Raw genomic sequence first — 21,223 nt, 5'->3', positions numbered from 1 at the left:
CCCGGTGCCGCAACCATAACGCTTGCCGGTTTAGTGAGTCACGCGGGAGTAACCTGCTCCCTGGGCGCGATGAGCCGGTAACGGATCGGCGGCATCCTGCGGCGCTTCCAGATCGCGGTCGGCAACTTCCGGCATACAGATGGCGGAGATCAACCCAATCACCGAGTAGCAGATCATCATCGCCGCAATCGGCCACCAGGCGCCGGTCATATTGCAGAAGATACCGGCCAGCAGCGGGCCAAACCCGACCGCCACCAGACCGCCGGCCTCTTTAGAGATAGCCATGCGGGTAAAGCGGTTACGGGAGCCAAACATTTCCGCCATGGTGATGTTTTCCAGCGCAAACAGCCCCAGCACCGCCACGTTATGAATGATGATGATACTGGCCATGGTGACGCTAACCGCGACACTCTTGTCGACGATGATCGACAGCATCGGCCAGGCCAGCAGAATGGCGCCAATGTTGACAATCATGTATGGCACCCGGCGGCCAAATTTATCTGACAACCAGCCCAGCAGCGGAATGGTGATAAAACCCAGCACCGAACTTATCATCAGCGCATCGGTTGGGATGCTCTTACTGAACAGCAGCGTCTGCACCAGATAACCCGCCAGGAAGGTCTGGATCAGACCGGAGTTGCCCGCCTGACCGAAACGCAGCCCGGTCGCCAGCCAGAACGATTTGCTTTTCAGCATCGCACCGAAAGAGTCATTGTCTTTCAGCACTTTCGGCGCTGCCGCCGCCGTTTCCTGCGCCCCTTCAAACACCGGGCTCTCTTTAAGGTTCATCCGGATCCAGATGGCGAAGAACATCACCACCACGCTTGCCAGGAACGGAATACGCCAGCCCCAGGCGATCAGCTCTTCGCGATCGAGGAAGAAGAACATCACCGCCCAGATTGCCGTAGCGCTCAGGGTACCGCAGTTGGTGCCCATCGCCACCAGCGATGAAATCACCCCGCGTTTACCGCGCGGCGCATATTCCGCCAGCATGGTGCCGGCGCCGGAAATCTCCGCCCCGGCCCCCAGCCCCTGAATGATACGCAGTGTTACCAGCAGCACCGGCGCCATGATGCCGATCTGCGCATAGGTCGGCAGCACGCCGATCAGCGTGGTACAGATCCCCATCATGGTAATGGTAATAAACAGCACTTTCTTACGGCCGATGGTGTCCCCCATACGACCAAAGATAAAGGCGCCGACAATACGCGCAATATACCCGGCGCCGTAGGTGCCCATCGCCAGAATCAGCGCCATTGCCGCAGACTGCTCGGGGAAGAAAATCTCATGGAAGACCAGCGCGGCCCCCAGTGAGTAGAGCTGAAAGTCCATAAACTCCAGCGCCGTGCCCAACCAGCCGGAAACAGCGGCTTTCACCAGATCGCCAGTGTCCCTTTGCGGTTTATTTTTCACCTGTATTTGTTTTTCCATGTCTTGCTCTCTGTAGTTTCTTTTTTAAAGTGCAACAACAGCAAGGCTGCGGGTACAGAATCAGCCGTTAAAACGTCAGCAGCACCTTGCAACAGCTGTTCTGGTCCTTTTCGAACAGCTCCAGCGCCGTAACAACATCCGTGTAATGAAACTGATGAGTAATCAGTTTCTCAGGATGAATTTTTCCCTGCGCCATCCAGTCAATCACCATCGGGAAGCGCCCGCTGTTGAGACGTGAACTGTAAATGGTGATCTCTTTGCCGGTGATCGCCTGCTGGCTAATCACACAGGGATCCGCCGAGAAGCCCATGATCCCTATCCGCGCCGCCGGCGATGCCAGACTGATGGCCTGCGGCAGAATCGACGGATGGCAGGCGGCATCGACGATCAAGGTCGGGCGAATCCCCTGTTTTTCCAGCTCGGCCTGCAGATCAATAGCGCTGTTATTAATTACCTGCGTCGCGCCGTTGGCCCGGGCCATTTCCAGACGCGCGTCCAGCCTGTCCGCCACTATGATGGTTTTCACGCCGTATACCCCGGCCAGCGCCTGGATGGTGGTCAGCCCCATCGGGCCGGCGCCGTAGATCAGCGCCACATCCAGCGGGCCCGGCTGCATCTGATGACAGATATTGGCCGCAATAGTGAACGGTTCGATCATGGTGGCTTCGCGATCGGCTATCGATTCCGGCACCTTGTGAGCATTGCGCGCCGGTAGCGTCACGTAGTCGCTGAAACCGCCGTCGCGATGCACACCGATAACCTGTAACTGAGTGCAAACATTCGGGCGCCCGACCTGGCATGGGTAGCAATGGCCGCAGCTCACTACCGGATCCCCCACCACCCGTTCGCCGATACGTGCCGCATCGACGCCATCGCCAACGGCATCAATATGGCCAAAGAACTCATGGCCGATGACCCGCGGATATTTCGCAAACGGGTTATGACCGCGCCAGATATGGACGTCGGAACCGCAGATTCCGGCGCTCTGCACCCGCAGGCGCACTTCGCCCGCCGCCGGTTGTGGCAGCGGACGTTCTTCTATTACCAGCTCCTGAGGCTGTTTAATCACCACACTTTTCATTGTTTTCCCCTTACCAGTTCCACAACGTGCCGTCTTCGAGGCGCGCTACGGGCAAATAGGCCGGTTCGTACGGATACTTCGCCGCCAGTTTTTCATCAAATTCGATACCTAATCCCGGTTTATCCCCCGGGTGCATATAACCCTGCTCAAATGTCCAGCTATGGGGGAAGACTTCCAGCATCTGTTCGGAATAGCCCATGTACTCCTGAACGCCGAAATTCGGCACCCACAGGTCGAAATGCAGCGCCGCCGCCATACACACCGGCGACAGATCCGACGGCCCGTGGGATCCGGTGCGCACCTGATACAGAGAGGCGAAATCCGCAATACGCCGCATACCGCTGATACCGCCGGCGTGCGTGATAGTGGTGCGGATATAATCGATAAGCTGTTCTTCGATCAGCTGTTTGCAGTCCCAGATACTGTTGAACACTTCGCCAACCGCAATCGGGGTCACCGTATGCTGGCGTATCAACCGGAAGCACGCCTGGTTTTCCGCCGGGGTGGGATCTTCCATCCAGAACAGGCGGTACTCTTCAATGCGTTTACCGAAGCGGGCCGCTTCAATGGGCGTCAGACGGTGGTGCATGTCATGCAGTAAATGTTCGTCAAAGCCAAATTGCTTACGTACCGCTTCAAACAGTTTCGGTGTGAAATCGAGATACTTCTCGCTGGACCACAGTTGCTCTTCCGGTCGGATACCCCTGGTGGCCGGCTCATACGCCTGACCTTTACCTTTCGCCATACCGTAGGTGGTTTTCATGCCCGGCACGCCGCACTGCACCCGGATCGCCCGGAACCCCAGCTCTTTATGGCGCGCGTAATCCTCCAGCACCTCATCGATAGAGTGCCCGGTAGTGTGGCAGTAAACCATCACCCCTTCCCGGGAGGCGCCGCCGAGCAACTGATAGAGCGGCATACCGGCAGCTTTGGCTTTGATATCCCACAGCGCCATGTCGATAGCGGAGATCGCCGACATCGTGACCGGACCGCGGCGCCAGTAGGCGCCTTTATAGAAAAACTGCCAGATATCTTCGATACGGTGCGCGTCGCGGCCAACTAACTGGGGGCACAAATGGTCGCGCAGGTAAGAAGCGACCGGCAATTCCCGGCCGTTGAGGGTCGCGTCCCCTAACCCGGTAAGGCCGCTTTCAGTAGTGATTTTCAGGGTCACAAAGTTGCGCCCCGGGCAGGTTACAAACACTTCGGCTTTGGCAATTCTCATTCTTTCGTTCCCTGGTTCAGGCAATTATGAACGTCACTGGTGCGAATTTATGCCAATGACTACTACCATACAAGTATATGTTTAGGTATTTGCCTGTTCGATCACATTCCTGAAAGTCCATCCGGGTACCTTTCTTATGGCGGTCCCGGCGCGTAATACGCTGCGAGAGGGCTGTGCTGCCGGCGAGGTAGTGGTATAGTAAAAGCGCCAGGTTAGCGGGAACCCGGTGCTTTATTGAAAAGGAAACGATATGAAAACCATTAAACGTCTATCCGGGCTAGTACTGCCGCTGGCATTCGCGTGTGGCCTTCTGGCGGCAACGGCTCCGGTACATGCCAATACCAGCAAGCTGATTATCGAGTCCGGCGATAATGCTCAGACTCGCCAGAACGCGGCGATGGACAAGGAACAATGGGATGACACGCGTTCCCTGCGTAAAAAAGTCAACACACGCGCGGAAAAAGAGTGGGATAAAGCCGACACGGCCTTTGATGCTCGCGACAACTGTCGCAAAAGCACCAATGTTAATGCCTACTGGGAACCGCATACCCTGCGCTGCCTCGATCGCAGTACCGGGCGCGTCATCAACCCCTGATCTCTTCTTCGCCGCACAGGCTCCCGCAGCCGGGAGCCTGACACTCCGACAACCCGTTTTCACGCGCTTTGTCCGCGCCAGAAGGCTCCCGCCGGGAAGCCCGACTGAATAAGGATTTACTCATGTCCGCTGATTTGAATGTGCGACTACGCCCACTGGAGCGCGAAGATCTGCGCTTTGTCCACCAGCTTGATAATAACGCCAGCGTAATGCGCTACTGGTTTGAAGAGCCCTATGAGGCCTTCGTGGAACTCTCCGACCTGTATGACAAACACATTCACGACCAGAGCGAACGCCGCTTTGTTGTCGAATGCGACGGTGAAAAAGCCGGTCTGGTGGAACTGGTGGAAATTAACCACGTACACCGCCGGGCGGAATTTCAGATAATTATCTCCCCGGAATATCAGGGCAAAGGGCTGGCGACCCGCGCCGCCAGACTGGCCATGGATTACGGTTTTACGGTACTCAATCTGTATAAGCTGTATCTGATCGTCGATAAAGAGAACGTCAAAGCTATCCATATTTATGAAAAACTTGGCTTTATGGTGGAAGGCGAATTAATTCATGAATTCTTTATTAACGGCGAGTACCGCAATACCATCCGTATGTGTATTTTCCAGCACCAGTATCTGCAGGAACACCGGCCCGGCGGCACAATCCTGAAACCCACCGCCCAGTAGCCGGCGGCTCAGGGCGCGCGCTTTAGTAGTATTCAATGGTATTTTTGATCTGGTAGCGCTGCTGCTGCGTCGGCGTCTGGGAACTATCGGTCACCGTCAATACACAGCTCACGGGGTTATAATAGCGATCATACTCACACTGCTGGGTCGTCTGGCCGATAGGGTTGTTATCCAGCCGACTGGTCGCCGTGTAGTTAAGTTTCTGGCGCGGATCCTTATTCGGAACAATAACGGTCAACAGTGTATAACCGTCCGCGCGCATCTTTTCGCCGACGGTATACCCTTCGGTATCATAACGCCATGAGCGAGCCACCTCGCCATTGCGCGACGCCACCACAAAGTCACGCTCATCGGTGTCAAACTGCGTGGCGTCAGCGACAATTTCCGCCAACTGACATTTACCGCGCAACCTGATGCGCTTTTCTCCCGTGGCTTCATCAAGATAGTAGTTGGCATTCAGCACCAGTGCGACGCCGGTGTTCTCCTGGCGATCGTCAACGGCGAGACGTTCAAAACAACCTTCCGCAGACAACACGCCGCCTATCTGGTGCTCAACCTCGTTCTCCTGGTTGATCATGCGTTGGGTAAATGCTTTCACCGGTCCGCGCAGCGGATCAAAATTAAAAATATTCGAAAAGCTCGCCATTTCCGGGGTTAACGCTTCAGGTTTGGCGGGTTTGTCACAACCGGCCAGCAAGGCCGACAACAGGCATAAAGGCAGCAGCGATTTCACACGGGCATTATCCATCAATCCGAAAGTAACCTGATGATAGTGCAAATACAATAATTTACACCAGCTCTGCTATGCTTGAATCACCGTTCAACATAAGGAAGCGACAATGAAACGTTTGGTTTGGCTTAGCGCATTGCTGATCGCTGCCGCCAGCCCGGTTCTGGCGGCACAAAACTCATGTGAAAGAGTTAAAGCGGATATTGAGCAGCGCATTATTAATAACGGCGTACCGGAAGACAGTTTTACGCTGACCATCGTCCCCAACGATCAGGTAGACCAGAGTAACGGCCAGGTTGTCGGCCACTGCGCCAACGATACCCAAAAAATTCTCTACACCCGCACCCACGGCGCCAGCGCTGCGGATGACGGTTCGCAATAAGCGATGGGCGGCGCTGCCGCCCATCCTCCCGGAAAACTTCCCTGCGGTGATACATCAGAAAGTGACGATGTCACTTTCAGGGCGACGGTTTTTAGAAAATATTTCCCTGTCCCTTCCAGCCCCTGTACTGCCTGGTCAGGCGGATGATTTCCGGGGTAAATCGTTAGCAAATTAATGGTTGCCTTCACTGGAATCCCTGCCGCTTCGTTGCTATAGGTCAAAAACACCCTGCCGACACACGGCATAACCACACCGGACCCGGCGGATAGCGGTAAGACGTGCAACAGGGAGACCCAGGACAATGCACCATTCATCATTACTCAAGCGCGCTCTGGCGGCCATTATCGCGCTCAGCGCGCTGGTTCTGGAGTATCGGACCGGCAACCATCAGCGCCCGCAGAGTTGACCTGCTGTGGCTGGGCCAACAACACCTGCTGCTGGTCTTCAGTTCAATGGCGCTCGCTCTGCTGGTGGGAATTCCCAGCGGAATAGCCCTCAGCCGATAGTCGATGAGGATGGCCGCTACAGCGGGGAGATCTCACAGGATTATATCGCCAGCTATCTGAGTTCTGGTCGCACCCGCCGGGTACTCAACATTCACGCCCCTTCCTGACGGGCCGCCAGCGGGTTCGCGGCCGCGGACCCGTTACATCAGGTTACCCTTGTTTAAATCTTCACATCCCGCTGCCAGCCGTTTTCGGCGACAATACCCCTGTCTTCGTTAACGTTATTGTCATTATGCCTCGCCGCTTCCCGCTGTTCTGTATGCCAACCCGGCTTCGCCGCCTGCTGCTCGCCGCCATTATCGGCAGTCTCAGCGCGCTGGCCGTTGGGCTGTTTCGCCACACTCTGTGCGCCCTTGAAGGCGTCGTACTCGGCAATGCCAGCGGCAGCCTGGTCAGCGCCGCACGCCATTTACCGGCCTGGAGACGCCTGCTTACGCCAGCTCTCGGCGGCGTACTGGCGGGAGGGTTGCTCTGGCTATGGCAGAGTTCCCGGCGCCGACGTCCTCGCGGCGCCAGCGATTATCTACAGGCCTGGGCCAGCGCACAGGGCAAGCTGGATCTGCCGTCAAGCCTGGTGAAATCCGCCGCGTCATTGATTGTCGTCGCCAGCGGCAGCGCAATCGGTCGGGAGGGGGCGATGATCCTGCTGGCAACGCTGGCGGCTTCAGCCTGCGCGCCGCGCAACGCCAGCCCGGATGAGAACAAACTGGCGATCGCTTGCGGCGTGGCGGCTGGGATGACCAGCGCTTACCACGCGCCGCTGGCCAGTAGCCTCTTTGTCGCTGAAGTTCTGTCTGACAAACGGGCCTGGCGTCCGTCGGGAGCCGTGATGATCGCCGCCATGACGGCCCTGCTGACGACCCGCCTGCTCAATGGCCAGTACGCCCTGCTCTACCGCGTGACGCTGGCGCAAGCGCCGACGTGGCGGCAATATGGCGTGATGCTGATGTCCGGCATTTGCGCCGGGCTGTGTGGGCCGCTGCTGCTCTGGCTACTGGCGTTCAGCCGCAAACTGTTCCACTCGCTACGGCTCTCGCTACCGCTACAGATCGGCCTGGGCGGACTAATTGTCGGCCTGCTGTCGCTGCACACGCCTGAGGTCTGGGGCAATGGGTACAGCGTGGTGCAATCATTGCTTTCCTCACCGCCGACTGCGGCGCTGCTGACGGGTCTCCTGCTGTGTAAACTTCTCGCGTTACTGGCCAGCAACGGTTCCGGAACGCCAGGAGGGATATTCACGCCGACGCTGTTTATCGGGGTCGCGCTGGGTATGCTGCTGGCGCCGGGAGGAGGCACGCCTCAGATAGTAGCCGGACTCAGTGGAATGGCCGCCCTGCTGGCGGCGACCACTCAGGCGCCGCTGATGTCGGCATTGATGATTTGTGAAATGACCGGTGAATACCGACTGCTCGCCGGGCTACTGATCGCCTGCTTTGTCAGTGACGCCCTGGCGAGCGGGCTACGCCCGCAGTCTGTCCGCCGCCAACGCGGCCCCCGTGAGGGATAAATCGATATATTTGCCCAGATCGCGCTGTTCGGCGCGCGGCAGATAGGGAAGCTCGCCCACCAGCGGCGCCGGCAGTTTTTTACTGAGCACATCAATGATTTCCGCGTAGTGCGAAAGCCCGGGGTTAATGCGGTTCGCCACCCAGCCAATCATTGGCAGGCCATCGCTGGCGATAGCCTGAGCGGTCAACAGCGCATGGTTAATACAGCCTTCCTGAATCCCCACCACCATCAGCACCGGCAGTTGTTCCTGCACGACCCACTCCGACAGCGGACGCAGATCGTTCATCAGGCTACGCCAGCCGCCGGTACCTTCCACCACCACATGGTCGGCTTTCTCTGACAGCCGCGCCAGCCCGTCAGACAACAGGGTGTAATTGATTGGGCAACTGTGGGCGACGCTGCTCTCATCCTCACTGAATGCCACCGGGTTTATTGCGCTATAGGGTAACTGCAACGACGAAACGCTCTGCAGAACCAGCGCATCTTTATTACGCAACCCATCCGGCGTATCCTGGCAGCCTTTCGCAACCGGTTTGTAGCCCACCACTCGTTTACCGTCGGCCCCCAGGGCCTGCAGTAATGCACGGCACACCACGGTTTTACCAACAGCGGTGTCTGTACCGGTGATGAAGAAACGCTTCAGCATGACTCACTCCAGAAATAGTACGCAGTTATTGAGAACGAGAATAATCTGGAGCAAGTCTAAAAGAAGATACCCGGGTTCAGCTTGAGATAGCGCAATTTTTCATGCATCACGCCTAAATGTTAACCCTGCAACAGACGAATCAACAGCGATCCGTCATAGAGCGCATCTTTTACCAGCGCCGCGCCGGCCATGGTACCGCGGTTGATAAACTGAGTGCTTTCCACCACCGTATGGCGGCTGTAGGCGGGTAACGACTGCTGGCGAATACATTCGCTAATTGCCGGGTGGAGGATTTCCGCCGCCTGGTTGAGCGGCGAACCAATGAGTATTTTTTGCGGGTTGAACAAATTCACCATGATTGCCAGGATACGCCCGACATTATTGCCGACGCCCTGAACAATGTCCTTCGCCAGCAAATCCCCCTGTAGCGCGGCCTCGCACAGTGATTCCACCGTCAGTTTCCGGCCGTGCAACAGCGAGCCCATCGACTGGTTCATCCGTACCTGCGCCAGTTCGAGAATACTATCAATGCTGGCGATGGTTTCCAGACACCCGTGATTACCGCAGTAACAGCGTTTACCGTAAGGATCGACCTGAGTGTGGCCGATTTCCACCAGGCTACTGCTGCCGGCGTGCAACAGGCGGCCATCGGTAATCACCCCCGCCCCGACGTTATGGTCGATGACCACCTGAATCACATCCCTGGCGCCGCGCGACGCGCCGAATAACAGCTCCGCCATGGTCCAGGCGCTGATATCGTGCTGGATGTAAACCGGTACGCCGGTATGGCTCTCCAGCGCCTCCCCCAACGGCATATCAATAACGTCATAAAACGGCATCCGGTGCACAATACCGCATTCGGTATCGATGATTCCCGGCAGGGTAATCGCGATGGCGGTGAGGCGTTCGAGTTTTTTCTGGTGGCGGGTAAAGAATTGATCGATTTCATGAATAATCCGCTCCAGCAGCGGTTGTTCCGGCACCAGAGGAAAATCGAGACTCTCTTCTTCCACCAGTTTGCTGCTGAGATCGCGTAGCGCCAGATTCAGCTCGCCGCGATTGATACGTACCGAAAGATAGTGCCACGCTTCGGTCTCCACCATCAGCCCAACGGCCGGACGCCCCCGGCTACCCGGTTCCTGGATTTCGGTCTCCTGTACCAGATGCGCTTCGAGCATTTCCCGAACAATTTTCGTGATACTGGCCGGAGCCAACTGCGCAAGGCGAGAAAGATCGATACGCGATACCGGGCCAAGCTGATCGATCAGGCGATACACCACGCCAGCATTCGTCTGCTTAATTTGATCGATATGCCCCGGTTGACTGTCAGCCACCACGTCTTACTCCCTTTTATTTTCGCGCTTCGAAATAAACTTTGGCCTATGGTGAAATACTTCACCGGGGATCGTCAAATTTTTACCCATGGTTGTGATTTACTGCACATTTCCGGGGCCTTCGCGGTTATTTTTCCGCCCCGGCGGCCCGGGTAAGCAGAGTAATGAAGTGTTCAGCTACTGCACTCTGTTCGCGATGTCTGGCCCAGACCAGCCACATCTCCGACACGGCTTCCGGCTCCTGAATAGGCATCCACACCATCTCATTTAGCCGCACCCGGCGAAATGAGGCTGGCAAAATAGAGACCCCCAGCCCGGCCGCCACCAGGCCAATGATTGTCATGGCCTCGCCCACTTCCTGGGTGATAGTCGGGGTAATCCCGTAACGATGCAGCAACCCGAGAATATCATCGTACAGCCCGGTGCCGACGCGCGGATCGAAAAATACGAAAGGCTCGCTAGATAAATCCTGTAAAGAGATATGCGCTTTTTCTGCCAGCGGATGGCGGTGATGAATCAGCGCCAGCAGCGGCTCGCGCAGAATGCGCCGCCAGGTCAGGGTATCCGGCAACACCGTATTACGCATTAGCCCGACGTCCAGCGCCCCCTCATTCAGCGGAGCGATTTGCGCGTGGGTGTTAATCTCGCGGGTCTGAATATGGACATCCGGATACTGCTGGCGAAACTGCGACAGGGTATCAGAGACCGGTTTAATAAACGGCGCCGACGAGGTAAAACCGATGCGCAGTTCCCCGGTCTCTCCCTGATGCAGGCGGGCAGCCCGGGAGGCAGCGGCGTCCACCTGACTCATAATCTGGCGCGCATCGACCAGAAATTGCTGGCCGGCGGCGGTCAGGCTGACATTGCGGTTGGTACGCGCCAGCAGCCGCGCGCCGACCTGTTGCTCAAGAATCTGAATTTGCTGGCTCAGCGGCGGCTGGGAAATGTTCAGCCGCGCCGCGGCGCGCCCGAAATGCAGCTCTTCGGCAACGGCGATAAAGTAGCGTAGATGACGCAGCTCGATATTCATATTTTAAAAATATCAATTGAGAGTATTAATATATTATACAAAATAGTCACAATTTTTTAAGCTTTTGACACGTGGTTATTTTTGTCGCTCGTTAGCGCGGGTCTGCTTTAAAAAGGAACTCCCTTGAGTCGTACAACCAGCGTCAGTACCGTCCCGGCACGGGAGACTGACGACGCCAGCGCTCCGGCGCAGGCTGTGTGGATAAAACGTGGTACCCCCCAGTTTATGCGCGTTACCCTGGCGCTGTTTTCCGCCGGACTCGCCACCTTCGCTTTACTGTACTGCGTGCAGCCGATTCTGCCGGTGCTGTCGCACGAGTTCGGCGTTTCGCCGGCCAGCAGCAGTATTTCGCTTTCCATTGCCACTGCCATGCTGGCCGTTGGCCTGCTGTTCACCGGTCCGCTTTCCGACGCCATTGGCCGTAAGCCGGTGATGGTTGCGGCGCTGCTGCTGGCATCCTGCTGCACCCTGCTGTCCACTATGATGACCAGTTGGCACGGCATTTTAATCATGCGGGCGCTGATTGGCCTGTCCCTGAGCGGCGTGGCAGCGGTGGGCATGACTTATCTCAGCGAAGAAATCCATCCCAGTTTTGTCGCCTTTTCGATGGGGCTGTACATCAGCGGTAACTCTATCGGCGGTATGAGCGGACGCCTGCTGAGCGGCGTGATGACCGATCTGTTTAACTGGCGTATCGCCGTGGCGGCTATTGGCTGCTTTGCCCTCGCGTCAGCCCTGATGTTCTGGAAGATCCTACCGCCGTCCCGACACTTCAGAGCCTCTTCGCTGAAGCCGAAAACCTTGTTTATTAACTTCCGGCTGCACTTCCGCGATCGCGGGCTGCCGCTGCTGTTTATCGAAGGCTTCCTGTTGATGGGCGCCTTTGTCACGCTATTTAACTATATCGGCTATCGTCTGATGCAGGATCCCTGGCACCTCAGCCAGGCGGTGGTCGGGCTACTGTCTGTCGCTTATCTGACCGGTACCTGGAGCTCCCCAAAAGCCGGGACCATGACTGCACGCTATGGCCGTGGACCGATCATGCTGTTATTTACCGGCGTGATGTTACTCGGGCTGTTGCTGACGCTGTTCTCATCCCTGTGGCTGATCTTCGCCGGTATGCTGCTGTTTTCCGCAGGTTTCTTCGCCGCTCATTCGGTGGCCAGCAGTTGGATCGGCCCGCGGGCGAAGCGCGCCAAAGGTCAGGCCTCATCGCTGTATCTGTTCAGCTACTACCTCGGCTCCAGCCTGGCGGGCACGCTGGGCGGCGTTTTCTGGCATGACTACGGCTGGAATGGCGTGGGAGGATTTATCGCTCTCCTGCTGGTGCTGGCGCTACTGGTCGGTACCCGATTGCACACCCGGGTGCATTAATCCCTGCGTCGATCGCGCCCGCCGCGGCGCGATCGGCTACTTACCCCGTTTCATCCGCTCCCGGATATGAAATAATAATCTCTACGATTTCCGGTATTCACAGGAATTACCCTATGGCCGACACCGCCTGGCAACAACTTACCGCGACCTTTTCCCGACTCGCTCATTTCTCCCACCTTTCGGCTATTGCCGGCTGGGACATGTTTACCATGATGCCTCCCGGCGGCAGTCGGGCGCATAGCGCGGCGCTGGCGGAGCTGAGCGTATTACAACACAACATACTGACCGCCCCGCAGGTGGGCGAATGGCTTAACGCCGCGGAACAGGAAGATCTGGATGAGGACCAGCGGGCTAACCTGCGGGAAATGCGCCGCCAGTACCAGCAGGCCGTACTGCTGCCGGCCACGCTGGTAGAAGCCAAATCGCTGGCCGGCAGCCGCTGCGAACATGCCTGGCGCAGCCAGCGACCGGCTAATGACTGGCAGGGGTTTGCCGAAAACTTTAAAGACGTGGTACGTCTTAGCCGCGAGGAGGCTGCCCTGCGCGCCGCGGCCAACGGTACATCGTGTTATGATGCGCTACTGGATCTGTACGAGCCGGACATGACCAGTCAGCGGCTGGATGCGCTGTTCAGCGATCTCAGTCACTGGCTCCCGGATTTGCTACAGCGCGTCGCTGAAAAGCAGTCCCGGAATACCCTTATCGCCCCGCAGGGCCCATTCAGCATTGAGCAACAGCGCGATCTGGGGTTGTTGGTGATGCGTAAACTGGGGTTCGATTTTGATGCTGGTCGCCTTGATGTCAGCGCCCATCCGTTTTGCGGCGGCGTACCGCAAGACGTACGTATTACCACCCGCTATGACGAAACCGATCTGTTCAGCGCGCTGCTCGGCGTAATCCATGAAACCGGGCATGCGCGCTACGAGCAAAATTTACCGCGTGCCGTCGCCGGACAACCCGTTGCCCTCGCCCGTTCAACGGCGATCCATGAATCCCAGAGTTTATTCTTTGAAATGCAACTGGCGCGCAGCGCACCGTTTCTGGCGCAACTGCTGCCGGAGATTATCGCCCGCTTCGGTCAGCAACCGGCGTTTGAGTATCACAATTACATTGCCTGGAACCAGCAGGTTGCCCCCGGTTTTATCCGTATTGATGCCGATGAAGTCAGCTATCCGGCGCATGTCATTCTGCGCTATGACATTGAGCGAATGCTGATTAATGGCGATATTGAAGTAGACGATATCCCGGCTTTGTGGGATGAAAAAATGCAGCACTGGCTGGGCATCTCCACCGCCGGTAACTACCGCGATGGCTGCATGCAGGACATTCACTGGACCGACGGTAGCTTCGGCTATTTTCCGTCTTACACTCTCGGCGCTATGTACGCCGCGCAGCTTTTCCAGTCCGCCAGAACGCAGCTCCCGCGCCTGGATGAGCAAATAGCCAACGGCGAATTCAGCGCGCTGTTTGACTGGCTGCAGCGTAATATCTGGCAGCACGGCAGCCGCTATAGCACCTCCGAACTGATCGTGCGCGCCTGCGGCGAGGATCTTAATCCGCGCTATTTCCGCCAGCATCTCGAAAATCGTTATCTGTAATACTATCCCCGGACGCCGCCATGTCCGGGGTTGTACATTCCGTTACACGCCGATACCAATCACTCACGGAAAGCCGGCATCAGCGCGCATATAGTTCATCTCAACGGCCCCGCAGTGGGGTTGACGCAAAAACAAATCGAGGATGTCGAGATGAAAAAAGTATTAGCTCTGGTTGTTGCCGCTGCTATGGGTCTGTCTTCTGTTGCCTTCGCGGCGGATACTGCTGCGACAGCCGCTCCGACGTCTGCGCCGGCGAAAGTGTCTGCGGCAAAGACCACCAATCACAAACAGCATAAAAAGGCGAGCAAAACCACTGAGCAAAAAGCCCAGGCCGCTAAAAAACATCACCAGAAGGCCACCAAACCGGCAGCTGAACAGAAAGCTCAGGCAGCGAAAAAGCATCACAAAAAAGCGGCCAGCAAACCGGTAGCTCAGAAAGCCCAGGCCGCGAAGAAGCACCAGAAAAAAGCGGCTGTAAAACCGGCTGCGCAGCCCGCCGCATAATTCCGGGAATATCCCGTTCGGCATAATGACAACACCCGGTTCGCCGGGTGTTTATTTCCGGAGGACAAAGGATGGTGCGGCGCTATTTGTTTGAGATCATCCTGACGCTATTAATTATCTGCGGTATTATTGCACTCGGTTTTTATCTTTGATTGCGCCAGGGCGCTGATTTTCTCCCACTTTTTATTATTCCCGTCTATAGTTAATTCGATTATTTAAGTAACATAATGACAAATCGCCCCTTCAGAGAGTGATATGCGTAAATCTGTAGTGTTATTACTGGGAACACTTTATCTGCTGCCCACGATATCCCACGCCGATGATGGCGGGGACGACGGTATCAGCGATAGCGATGTTAAAAGACTTTTTTTTGGCAAGGATGAGCGTCGTCCGGTCGACGATCCGGCCGCCAGCCCCTGGGATGCCATTGGTCAACTGGAAACGGCCAGCGGCAATCTGTGTACCGCCACCCTGATCTCCTCCCACCTGGCGCTGACCGCCGGGCACTGCCTGCTGGCGCCGCCGAAAGGAAAAGCGGATAAAGCGGTGGTCCTGCGTTTTATCTCCCGGGATGGCCGCTGGCGTTACGAAATTCACGATATTGAAGGCCGGGTGGAAAGTTCTTTGAGCCGCCGGTTAAAGGCCGACGGCGATGGCTGGATTGTGCCACCCTCCGCGGCGCCCTACGATTTTGGTTTGATTATCCTGCATAATCCGCCGTCCGGAATTACGCCATTGCCGCTGTTTAACGGCGATAAAGAGGCCCTGACGAGCGCCCTGAAGGAGGTCAATCGCCAGGTCACGCAGTCCGGGTATCCGGAAGATCATCTCAATACCCTGTACACCCACAGTAACTGCCAGGTCACCGGCTGGGCGCAGAAAACCGTGCTTTCCCACCAGTGCGACACCCTGCCCGGCGACAGCGGCTCGCCGTTAATGATGAACACGGCTGGCGGCTGGCAACTGATTGCCGTACAGAGCTCCGCGCCGGCGGCTAAAGACCGCTACCGGGCGGATAATCGCGCGATCTCGGTTACCGGCTTTCGCGATAAGCTGCAGTCCCTCGCCGATCAGTAGCCAGCCGCCGGGAGCCATGCCAGAACAGGCGCGGCGCCCGCAGCGAAGATGACGTTGCATGCCGTGTGGCGTCAGGCAAGTTTCAGGATAACCATACCGAGCAGCAGTAATACCAGCCCCGCCCAGCCGCGATGGTTCAGACGCTGACCAAACAAAATCCAGCCTGCCGCCACCGTGGCGGCAATACCAAAACCGCCCCACAGCGCATAGGCGACAGAAAGCTCAATCCCCTTCACAGCCTGCCCCAGCGCGCTGAAAGCCGCCAGCACCGCCACCAGCGAGAGAATACCGTGCAGCGGGCGGCGAAACCCGTCGGAAAATTTAAGCAAAATGTTGGCGATAATTTCCAGAATAATTGCCGTCACCAGCCAGAGGGCGTGTAACCATTCAAACTGCTGCATGGTTCCCTCCGCCAATGGCCTTCTTATTCCCTTTTCTGGCGATGGTTCCGGACTTGATCAGCACCACGCCAGCCACCAGCGTCGCCAGACCCGCGGCTTTCACCAGCGACAACGACTCACCAAACAGCGTGACGCTAAACAGCGTAATCAGCAAAATGCCAATCCCTTCCCACAGTGCGTAAGCCACTCCCAGGGCGATTTTTTTCACCGAAAACGCCAGCAATATATAAGACAGCGCAATCATGATCAGCATAATAAGATAACCGCTGTGGCGATCATTGAGACTTGCCCATTTCATCGACAAAGTGCCGATTATTTCGGCAATAATAGCCAGAAATAATAAAATCCAGTAACGCATAATTTCTCTCCTGATGAGAAATAAACAACCGATGGCCTGCAGTAATTTGCAGACGAGAAAAACAGAAAATAAAAATGTCAGCCGCGCGAGTCCATGCAGGACGCAAGCCGGTATCAGGAGAGCGGATCTATAGCGCGCTGCGCCAGTGGCGATCGTCAGTGAGGGAACCCACGGAAAGGAAGAGAATAGAAAGCTTTATTAAGAACATCCTGAACATATTGTCCATCATGATCACAACTTAATCCGCGGTGTTGCTTCTCATCGTTGCGGATATGAAATTGTCTCCGGTAGTTAAACACGGGTATTTTTTAGCAAACTGGCAGAAAAAAAGCCAGTATTTTTCAGTTCTTTACGCAGAGTCCTACCCGTACCAAATTATTATGCAGAAAATACGATTTATTATTGCAGCGCTATTTACGAAACAAAAATTCCCCGGTACAACATCCCTGACGTATGCCATCAGGAGGGGCGCGGGCCATGTCAAAACCCACGATTACGCTTAACGGGCTAAAAATTGTCATCATGCTGGGTATGCTGGTGATTATTTTTGCCGGGATCAAGGTAGCATCAGATATTATTGTGCCTTTCATTCTGGCGCTGTTTATCGCCGTGATTCTTAATCCGCTGGTGCGCCAGATGGAGCGCTGGCGCCTGCCGCGGATCCTTGCTATCACCCTGCTGGTAGTGATTATTATTTTGTCGATGGTACTGCTGCTGGCCTACCTGGGGACATCCCTTAATGAACTGGCCCGCACCCTGCCCCAGTACCGTTCTTCGCTGATAGCGCCGCTACGCAGCCTTGAACCCTGGCTGGTCAAGGCCGGTATTGATGTTTCCGTCGATGAGGTGATGAAATATATCGATCCCAACGCTCTGATGACTTTTATTACCGGGCTGATTACCCAGCTCTCTAATGCCATGACCTCGGTTTTTCTGCTGTTACTGACTGTGGTATTTATGCTGCTGGAAGCGCCTCAGTTGCCGAACAAATTACAACAACTGATGGCGCGTCCGATTGACGGTATGGCCGCCATTCAGCGCGCGCTGGATAGTGTAACCCACTATCTGGTATTGAAAACGGTTATCAGTCTGGTCACTGGCGTGGTGGTGTGGTCGATGCTCGCCGGGCTGGGCATTCGTTTTGCGTTTGTCTGGGGATTGCTGGCCTTCGCGCTGAACTATATTCCCAATATCGGCTCCGTGCTGGCGGCGATTCCTCCCGTGGCCCAGGTGCTGGTGTTCAACGGGCTGTATGAAGGGCTGATTGTGGTCGCTGGTTATCTGGTTATCAACACCCTGTTCGGTAATATTATTGAACCGCGCATGATGGGGCGCGGCCTCGGGCTTTCCACTCTGGTAGTGTTTTTGTCGCTGATTTTCTGGGGTTGGCTGTTAGGTCCGATTGGTATGCTGCTGTCAGTACCGCTGACTATCGTGGTGAAAATCGCCCTTGAGCAAAATGACGCCGGACGCGGTATCGCCATCCTGCTGAGCGACGCCTCAACACCCCGGCGTGATTAGCGCCCGGGCAATAAAATCGTCAACGGCGCCTTTCTATTTACGGCGCCTGGCGTGGCGTTCCCAGTTTTCCTGCTTCAGTTCCTGGGATTTCCTGAGGACTACGTAACAGGCACCGCTGCCGCCGTGGTGCGGTAAGGCGCTGCAAAACGCCTGTACCTCTTCGAACTCAACCAACCAGCGCGCCAGATAGCTGCGTACGATGTTAGCGTGCGAGCTCTCTTCACGGCCTTTACCATGAATAATCAGCAGACTACGCCAGCCTTTATTCCCGGCCTCGTAGAGAAAGGCAAAGAGCATCTGACGGCACTGTTCCACCGGCTGACGTAATAAATTCAGACTCCCCTGTTGGCTATATTTCCCCTGGCGTAGCTTCTCCAGCACGCCGGGCTGAATACCCTCACGACGAAATTCCAGCGGCACATCCAGTGGAACCACATCCAGATAGCCGGTAGTGAAAAAATTATCTAACTGGAGGGTATCGATACGCTGCGTTTCCCGGCGGGTTTCCGGCCTGAGCCAGCGGGTGTTCACGCAGTCCTTCAGGGGTCTGACATCTTCCATGGCGTCAAGAAATAGCGCTTTGTCGTCAGAGTTCACAGGCCATCCTCCAGGTATTGCACGTATAACCGCAAGACACTATACCCGGCTGCCCGCCATGTCACAATGTCAGGCAACCGGGGGGTTAAAGAGGTGGTTACATACGGCGTTCGCTCGCCAGTTGTAGCTGATGAATGGTTGCTCTTGCGTCCGCCAGTTCCTGAGTACGGCGGTTGTCCAGCTCAAGAAGCGCCTGCTCCCGGGCGCTCATTTCATTGATGGTTTTTTGCTGCAGTTCTGTTTTGGTTAATGCCGCCACCCGTTCAGTATCCGCCTTAACGAATAGTGTGTGGTGATAAAATGCGGACCAGCCTAACCCACCGACCATGGTCAGAAGTAACAGTGCGATAAATGAACGATAGCGGATATCGATATCAGACCAGCCTAAGCGATGGCTGCTGCGTAAGGGAATACGATTTAACACTTTATACCTCCTGCGCCAAAATACGACGCGACCACTTTTACATGAGAATTATCTTAATAAACGCGCCACAGAGCAAAGAGAATATGTAATTTTTAGTGAAAATTATCGCTAAACGTGATCCTCTGCAGAGTATTGCCCTCAAAAATAAACAAAAAGTGCCCGCAAGGTCATGTATGGCTGCCGGCGAATTACTGTTCAACACCTTTAAAAACCCCGCTTGCCGATAACACAGTGTGATGAATCATTTATTTGACAGTCATCATAAAAACCTTTCCACGCCAGAAATGAAACCCTTTAAATATCAATAAATTAATTTATTTCTTAGCTCAGATTGCGCAATTGAAAAAGAATCATGTGTTTATTAAAGGTGACATTACCATGGTATTTGTATAACAAAATTCCGGCACTGTGAGTTTCCTGTTTCATCCCGGCGTCAGTTGACACAATATCAATACATCATGTAACAGTTCTTTTATTTTATTTCCGCTGCCGGAATAAAAACTACATATTGTGTGGTTAACTTTGCACTCTATGACATTTGCCGGGCAAGTCCTTCTCTCGCCACCACGCCGCAGGTAATTTTATGGCGCCGCCTGGGGATATACCGGCATCGAGCAGAATGATAATCTGCCCAATAACCATTATCGAAGGACCACTACCGATGCTGACATTACTGGAAGATAAAATCGCTACCCCGCTTGGGCCATTATGGATTGTGTGTGACGAGCAGTATGCTCTGCGGGCAATTGAGTGGGAAGAGCATAGCGATCGCATGGCACAGCTACTGGATATTCACTATGGAAAAAATCGCTATCAGCGGCGCTACAGCCAGGATCCCAATGGATTAAGCCGCGCCCTGACGGCTTACTTTGACGGCGATCTGCACATCATTGACACTCTGCCGACGGCAACCGCAGGAACCGAATTTCAAAGAGAGGTGTGGCGGCAATTACGCACCATCCCATGCGGCCAGACGCTCAATTACGGCCAGCTTGCCACGCGGCTTGGCCGTCCCGGGGCGGCAAGAGCGGTCGGCGCCGCTAACGGCTCGAATCCCATTAGTATCGTTGTTCCCTGCCACAGAGTGATCGGCAGTAACGGCACCATGACCGGTTATGCCGGCGGCGTTGGTCGAAAAGAATGGCTTCTGCGCCACGAAGGCTATTTGCTGCTATAGAACCGTCTCCGCCAGGCGATTTGTGCTTTCGCAAAGAATCAGATTCTTTGCTCATCACTCTGGTTGCGCCTAATAATTCAACGGGATGGGGTTTATCGCCAAAATAAGCTTACGAAAAACCCGGTATTGAGAGGTCTGAACTCTTACACAGACCTCAAAAAGATGTTAAAATTGACCAATATCAATTACGGCCTGAGCATATCTATGATCCCGGAAAAGCGAATTATTCGACGCATCCAGTCTGGCGGTTGTGCTATCCATTGCCAGGATTGCAGCATCAGTCAGCTATGCATCCCGTTCACCCTTAACGAGCATGAGCTTGATCAGCTCGATAATATTATTGAGCGTAAAAAGCCCATCCAGAAGGGACAAACGCTATTTAAAGCCGGGGATGAACTGAAGTCACTGTATGCCATTCGCTCCGGCACCATCAAAAGCTACACCATTACCGAGCAGGGTGATGAGCAGATTACCGGCTTCCACCTCGCCGGGGATTTGGTCGGCTTTGATGCCATCAGCAGCAGTATGCATCCCAGTTTTGCTCAGGCGCTGGAAACCTCAATGGTCTGCGAAATTCCCTTCGAAACTCTTGACGATTTATCAGGCAAAATGCCGAATCTGCGCCAGCAGATGATGCGTCTGATGAGCGGCGAGATCAAAGGCGATCAGGACATGATCCTGCTGCTGTCGAAAAAGAACGCCGAAGAGCGCCTGGCCGCTTTCATCTATAACCTGTCGCGTCGTTTCGCGCAGCGCGGTTTCTCTCCGCGCGAGTTTCGTCTGACCATGACGCGCGGCGATATCGGCAACTATCTGGGATTAACGGTAGAAACCATCAGCCGCCTGCTGGGCCGTTTCCAGAAAAGCGGCATGCTGGCCGTGAAAGGTAAGTACATTACTATTGAAAACAGCGAACTGCTGGCGCAACTTGCTGGCCAGGCGCGCAACGTCGCCTGATCCTCTCTCCCGCCATTGCCGGAACAGCAATTTTGTAATTTATTGATCCGACAATGGCTATTTTTCTGTTTCATTCCCGACATCCA

At 55.3% G+C, this 21,223-nt stretch carries 23 protein-coding genes and 2 pseudogenes; 14 read left to right on the top strand and 11 right to left on the bottom strand.

The genetic code is table 11. The annotated features are described in order from the left end of the window. Positions 1 to 30: 30 nt before the first annotated feature. The 3 genes from AQ981_RS01475 to manD form a co-directional block, all read right to left on the bottom strand. Positions 31 to 1,431 carry an MFS transporter gene (locus AQ981_RS01475; RefSeq protein ID WP_058909975.1) on the bottom strand — a complete coding sequence of 467 codons (1,401 nt, stop codon included), beginning with the start codon at positions 1,429 to 1,431 and terminating at the stop codon, positions 31 to 33. A 67-nt stretch (positions 1,432 to 1,498) separates the two neighbouring features. Next, positions 1,499 to 2,512 (bottom strand): Zn-dependent oxidoreductase, encoded by a 1,014-nt coding sequence (locus tag AQ981_RS01470; protein ID WP_058909974.1) that lies wholly within the window; start codon positions 2,510 to 2,512, stop codon positions 1,499 to 1,501. A 10-nt stretch (positions 2,513 to 2,522) separates the two neighbouring features. Beyond that, the gene (gene manD, locus AQ981_RS01465; protein WP_058909973.1) at positions 2,523 to 3,737 is read right to left on the bottom strand and encodes a D-mannonate dehydratase ManD; all 1,215 of its coding nucleotides are present in this window, start codon (positions 3,735 to 3,737) and stop codon (positions 2,523 to 2,525) included. A gap of 250 nt (positions 3,738 to 3,987) precedes the next feature. Here manD and AQ981_RS01460 point away from each other — a divergent pair, with 250 nt between their 5' ends. Then, positions 3,988 to 4,332 (top strand): DUF1283 family protein, encoded by a 345-nt coding sequence (locus AQ981_RS01460; protein WP_058909972.1) that lies wholly within the window; start codon positions 3,988 to 3,990, stop codon positions 4,330 to 4,332. Positions 4,333 to 4,454: 122 nt separating this feature from the next. Then, positions 4,455 to 5,012 carry a spermidine N1-acetyltransferase gene (speG, locus tag AQ981_RS01455; protein WP_058909971.1) on the top strand — a complete coding sequence of 186 codons (558 nt, stop codon included), beginning with the start codon at positions 4,455 to 4,457 and terminating at the stop codon, positions 5,010 to 5,012. A 22-nt stretch (positions 5,013 to 5,034) separates the two neighbouring features. Here speG and AQ981_RS01450 read toward each other — a convergent pair whose 3' ends face one another. Further along, positions 5,035 to 5,745, bottom strand: coding sequence for a YnfC family lipoprotein (locus tag AQ981_RS01450; RefSeq protein WP_249226255.1), 711 nt, complete (start codon positions 5,743 to 5,745; stop codon positions 5,035 to 5,037). Positions 5,746 to 5,851: 106 nt separating this feature from the next. On the opposite strand from AQ981_RS01450, the gene AQ981_RS01445 reads away from it, so the two are divergent. The 4 genes and pseudogenes from AQ981_RS01445 to clcB all read left to right on the top strand — a co-directional run bounded on the left by AQ981_RS01445 (position 5,852) and on the right by clcB (position 8,137). Then, positions 5,852 to 6,124 carry a DUF1161 domain-containing protein gene (locus AQ981_RS01445; RefSeq protein ID WP_058909969.1) on the top strand — a complete coding sequence of 91 codons (273 nt, stop codon included), beginning with the start codon at positions 5,852 to 5,854 and terminating at the stop codon, positions 6,122 to 6,124. A 308-nt stretch (positions 6,125 to 6,432) separates the two neighbouring features. Beyond that, positions 6,433 to 6,627: pseudogene (locus tag AQ981_RS25620) on the top strand (hypothetical protein); the annotation flags it as partial. Beyond that, positions 6,624 to 6,737: pseudogene (locus tag AQ981_RS27125) on the top strand (CBS domain-containing protein); the annotation flags it as partial. The pseudogenes AQ981_RS25620 and AQ981_RS27125, both read left to right, overlap by 4 nt. A 125-nt stretch (positions 6,738 to 6,862) precedes the next feature. Continuing rightward, the gene (gene clcB / locus AQ981_RS01440) at positions 6,863 to 8,137 is read left to right on the top strand and encodes a voltage-gated ClC-type chloride channel ClcB (RefSeq protein ID WP_058909968.1); all 1,275 of its coding nucleotides are present in this window, start codon (positions 6,863 to 6,865) and stop codon (positions 8,135 to 8,137) included. Here the strand turns inward: clcB and bioD are convergent. The 3 genes from bioD to AQ981_RS01425 all read right to left on the bottom strand — a co-directional run bounded on the left by bioD (position 8,090) and on the right by AQ981_RS01425 (position 11,149). Beyond that, on the bottom strand, positions 8,090 to 8,785 hold the full coding sequence (gene bioD / locus AQ981_RS01435; protein ID WP_058909967.1) for a dethiobiotin synthase: 696 nt from the start codon (positions 8,783 to 8,785) through the stop codon (positions 8,090 to 8,092). The genes clcB and bioD overlap by 48 nt on opposite strands. A gap of 119 nt (positions 8,786 to 8,904) precedes the next feature. After that, entirely contained in the window at positions 8,905 to 10,122 is a 1,218-nt protein-coding gene (gene mlc / locus AQ981_RS01430) for a sugar metabolism global transcriptional regulator Mlc (RefSeq protein ID WP_058909966.1), read from the bottom strand. 124 nt (positions 10,123 to 10,246) lie between these two features. Further along, positions 10,247 to 11,149, bottom strand: coding sequence for a LysR family transcriptional regulator (locus AQ981_RS01425; protein ID WP_058909965.1), 903 nt, complete (start codon positions 11,147 to 11,149; stop codon positions 10,247 to 10,249). A 123-nt stretch (positions 11,150 to 11,272) separates the two neighbouring features. Between AQ981_RS01425 and AQ981_RS01420 the strand changes: the two genes are divergently transcribed. The 5 genes from AQ981_RS01420 to AQ981_RS01405 all read left to right on the top strand — a co-directional run bounded on the left by AQ981_RS01420 (position 11,273) and on the right by AQ981_RS01405 (position 15,702). After that, positions 11,273 to 12,523 (top strand): MFS transporter, encoded by a 1,251-nt coding sequence (locus AQ981_RS01420; RefSeq protein WP_058909964.1) that lies wholly within the window; start codon positions 11,273 to 11,275, stop codon positions 12,521 to 12,523. Between the two features lie 113 nt (positions 12,524 to 12,636). After that, positions 12,637 to 14,121 (top strand): carboxypeptidase M32, encoded by a 1,485-nt coding sequence (locus tag AQ981_RS01415; RefSeq protein ID WP_058909963.1) that lies wholly within the window; start codon positions 12,637 to 12,639, stop codon positions 14,119 to 14,121. A gap of 150 nt (positions 14,122 to 14,271) precedes the next feature. Continuing rightward, positions 14,272 to 14,625 carry an acid resistance repetitive basic protein Asr gene (gene asr / locus AQ981_RS01410; protein ID WP_058909962.1) on the top strand — a complete coding sequence of 118 codons (354 nt, stop codon included), beginning with the start codon at positions 14,272 to 14,274 and terminating at the stop codon, positions 14,623 to 14,625. A gap of 71 nt (positions 14,626 to 14,696) precedes the next feature. Further along, positions 14,697 to 14,777: a small membrane protein YdgU gene (gene ydgU / locus AQ981_RS28645; protein ID WP_476701391.1), complete on the top strand. Its 81-nt coding sequence runs from the start codon at positions 14,697 to 14,699 to the stop codon at positions 14,775 to 14,777. Between the two features lie 103 nt (positions 14,778 to 14,880). Beyond that, a complete protein-coding gene (locus AQ981_RS01405; RefSeq protein ID WP_058909961.1) occupies positions 14,881 to 15,702 on the top strand; it encodes a trypsin-like serine peptidase in 822 nt (273 codons plus the stop codon). Positions 15,703 to 15,773: 71 nt separating this feature from the next. On the opposite strand, the gene mdtI is transcribed toward AQ981_RS01405, so the two are convergent. Together mdtI and mdtJ are read right to left on the bottom strand one after the other, a co-directional pair. Further along, positions 15,774 to 16,103, bottom strand: a complete 330-nt coding sequence (mdtI, locus tag AQ981_RS01400) for a multidrug/spermidine efflux SMR transporter subunit MdtI (RefSeq protein WP_058909960.1) — start codon at positions 16,101 to 16,103, stop codon at positions 15,774 to 15,776. After that, the gene (gene mdtJ, locus AQ981_RS01395; protein WP_058909959.1) at positions 16,090 to 16,461 is read right to left on the bottom strand and encodes a multidrug/spermidine efflux SMR transporter subunit MdtJ; all 372 of its coding nucleotides are present in this window, start codon (positions 16,459 to 16,461) and stop codon (positions 16,090 to 16,092) included. Before mdtJ ends, mdtI begins: the two co-directional genes overlap by 14 nt. A 477-nt stretch (positions 16,462 to 16,938) precedes the next feature. On the opposite strand from mdtJ, the gene AQ981_RS01390 reads away from it, so the two are divergent. After that, on the top strand, positions 16,939 to 17,982 hold the full coding sequence (locus AQ981_RS01390; protein WP_058909958.1) for an AI-2E family transporter: 1,044 nt from the start codon (positions 16,939 to 16,941) through the stop codon (positions 17,980 to 17,982). Between the two features lie 33 nt (positions 17,983 to 18,015). Here AQ981_RS01390 and smrA read toward each other — a convergent pair whose 3' ends face one another. After that, positions 18,016 to 18,579 carry a DNA endonuclease SmrA gene (gene smrA, locus AQ981_RS01385; RefSeq protein ID WP_058909957.1) on the bottom strand — a complete coding sequence of 188 codons (564 nt, stop codon included), beginning with the start codon at positions 18,577 to 18,579 and terminating at the stop codon, positions 18,016 to 18,018. A 97-nt stretch (positions 18,580 to 18,676) separates the two neighbouring features. Then, entirely contained in the window at positions 18,677 to 19,003 is a 327-nt protein-coding gene (locus AQ981_RS01380; protein ID WP_249226244.1) for a lysis protein, read from the bottom strand. A 661-nt stretch (positions 19,004 to 19,664) separates the two neighbouring features. On the opposite strand from AQ981_RS01380, the gene ogt reads away from it, so the two are divergent. Together ogt and fnr are read left to right on the top strand one after the other, a co-directional pair. Further along, positions 19,665 to 20,180: a methylated-DNA--[protein]-cysteine S-methyltransferase gene (gene ogt / locus AQ981_RS01375; RefSeq protein WP_058909956.1), complete on the top strand. Its 516-nt coding sequence runs from the start codon at positions 19,665 to 19,667 to the stop codon at positions 20,178 to 20,180. A gap of 204 nt (positions 20,181 to 20,384) precedes the next feature. Next, complete coding sequence (fnr, locus tag AQ981_RS01370; RefSeq protein WP_154675896.1) at positions 20,385 to 21,137, top strand: fumarate/nitrate reduction transcriptional regulator Fnr; 753 nt, start codon at positions 20,385 to 20,387, stop codon at positions 21,135 to 21,137. Positions 21,138 to 21,223: the final 86 nt, after the last annotated feature.

This window comes from Entomohabitans teleogrylli (genome assembly GCF_001484765.1).
In the GTDB taxonomy this organism is placed as follows: domain Bacteria; phylum Pseudomonadota; class Gammaproteobacteria; order Enterobacterales; family Enterobacteriaceae; genus Entomohabitans; species Entomohabitans teleogrylli.
Note: the sequence above shows the minus strand (reverse complement) of the source record. Positions and strands in the feature narration are given on the sequence as shown.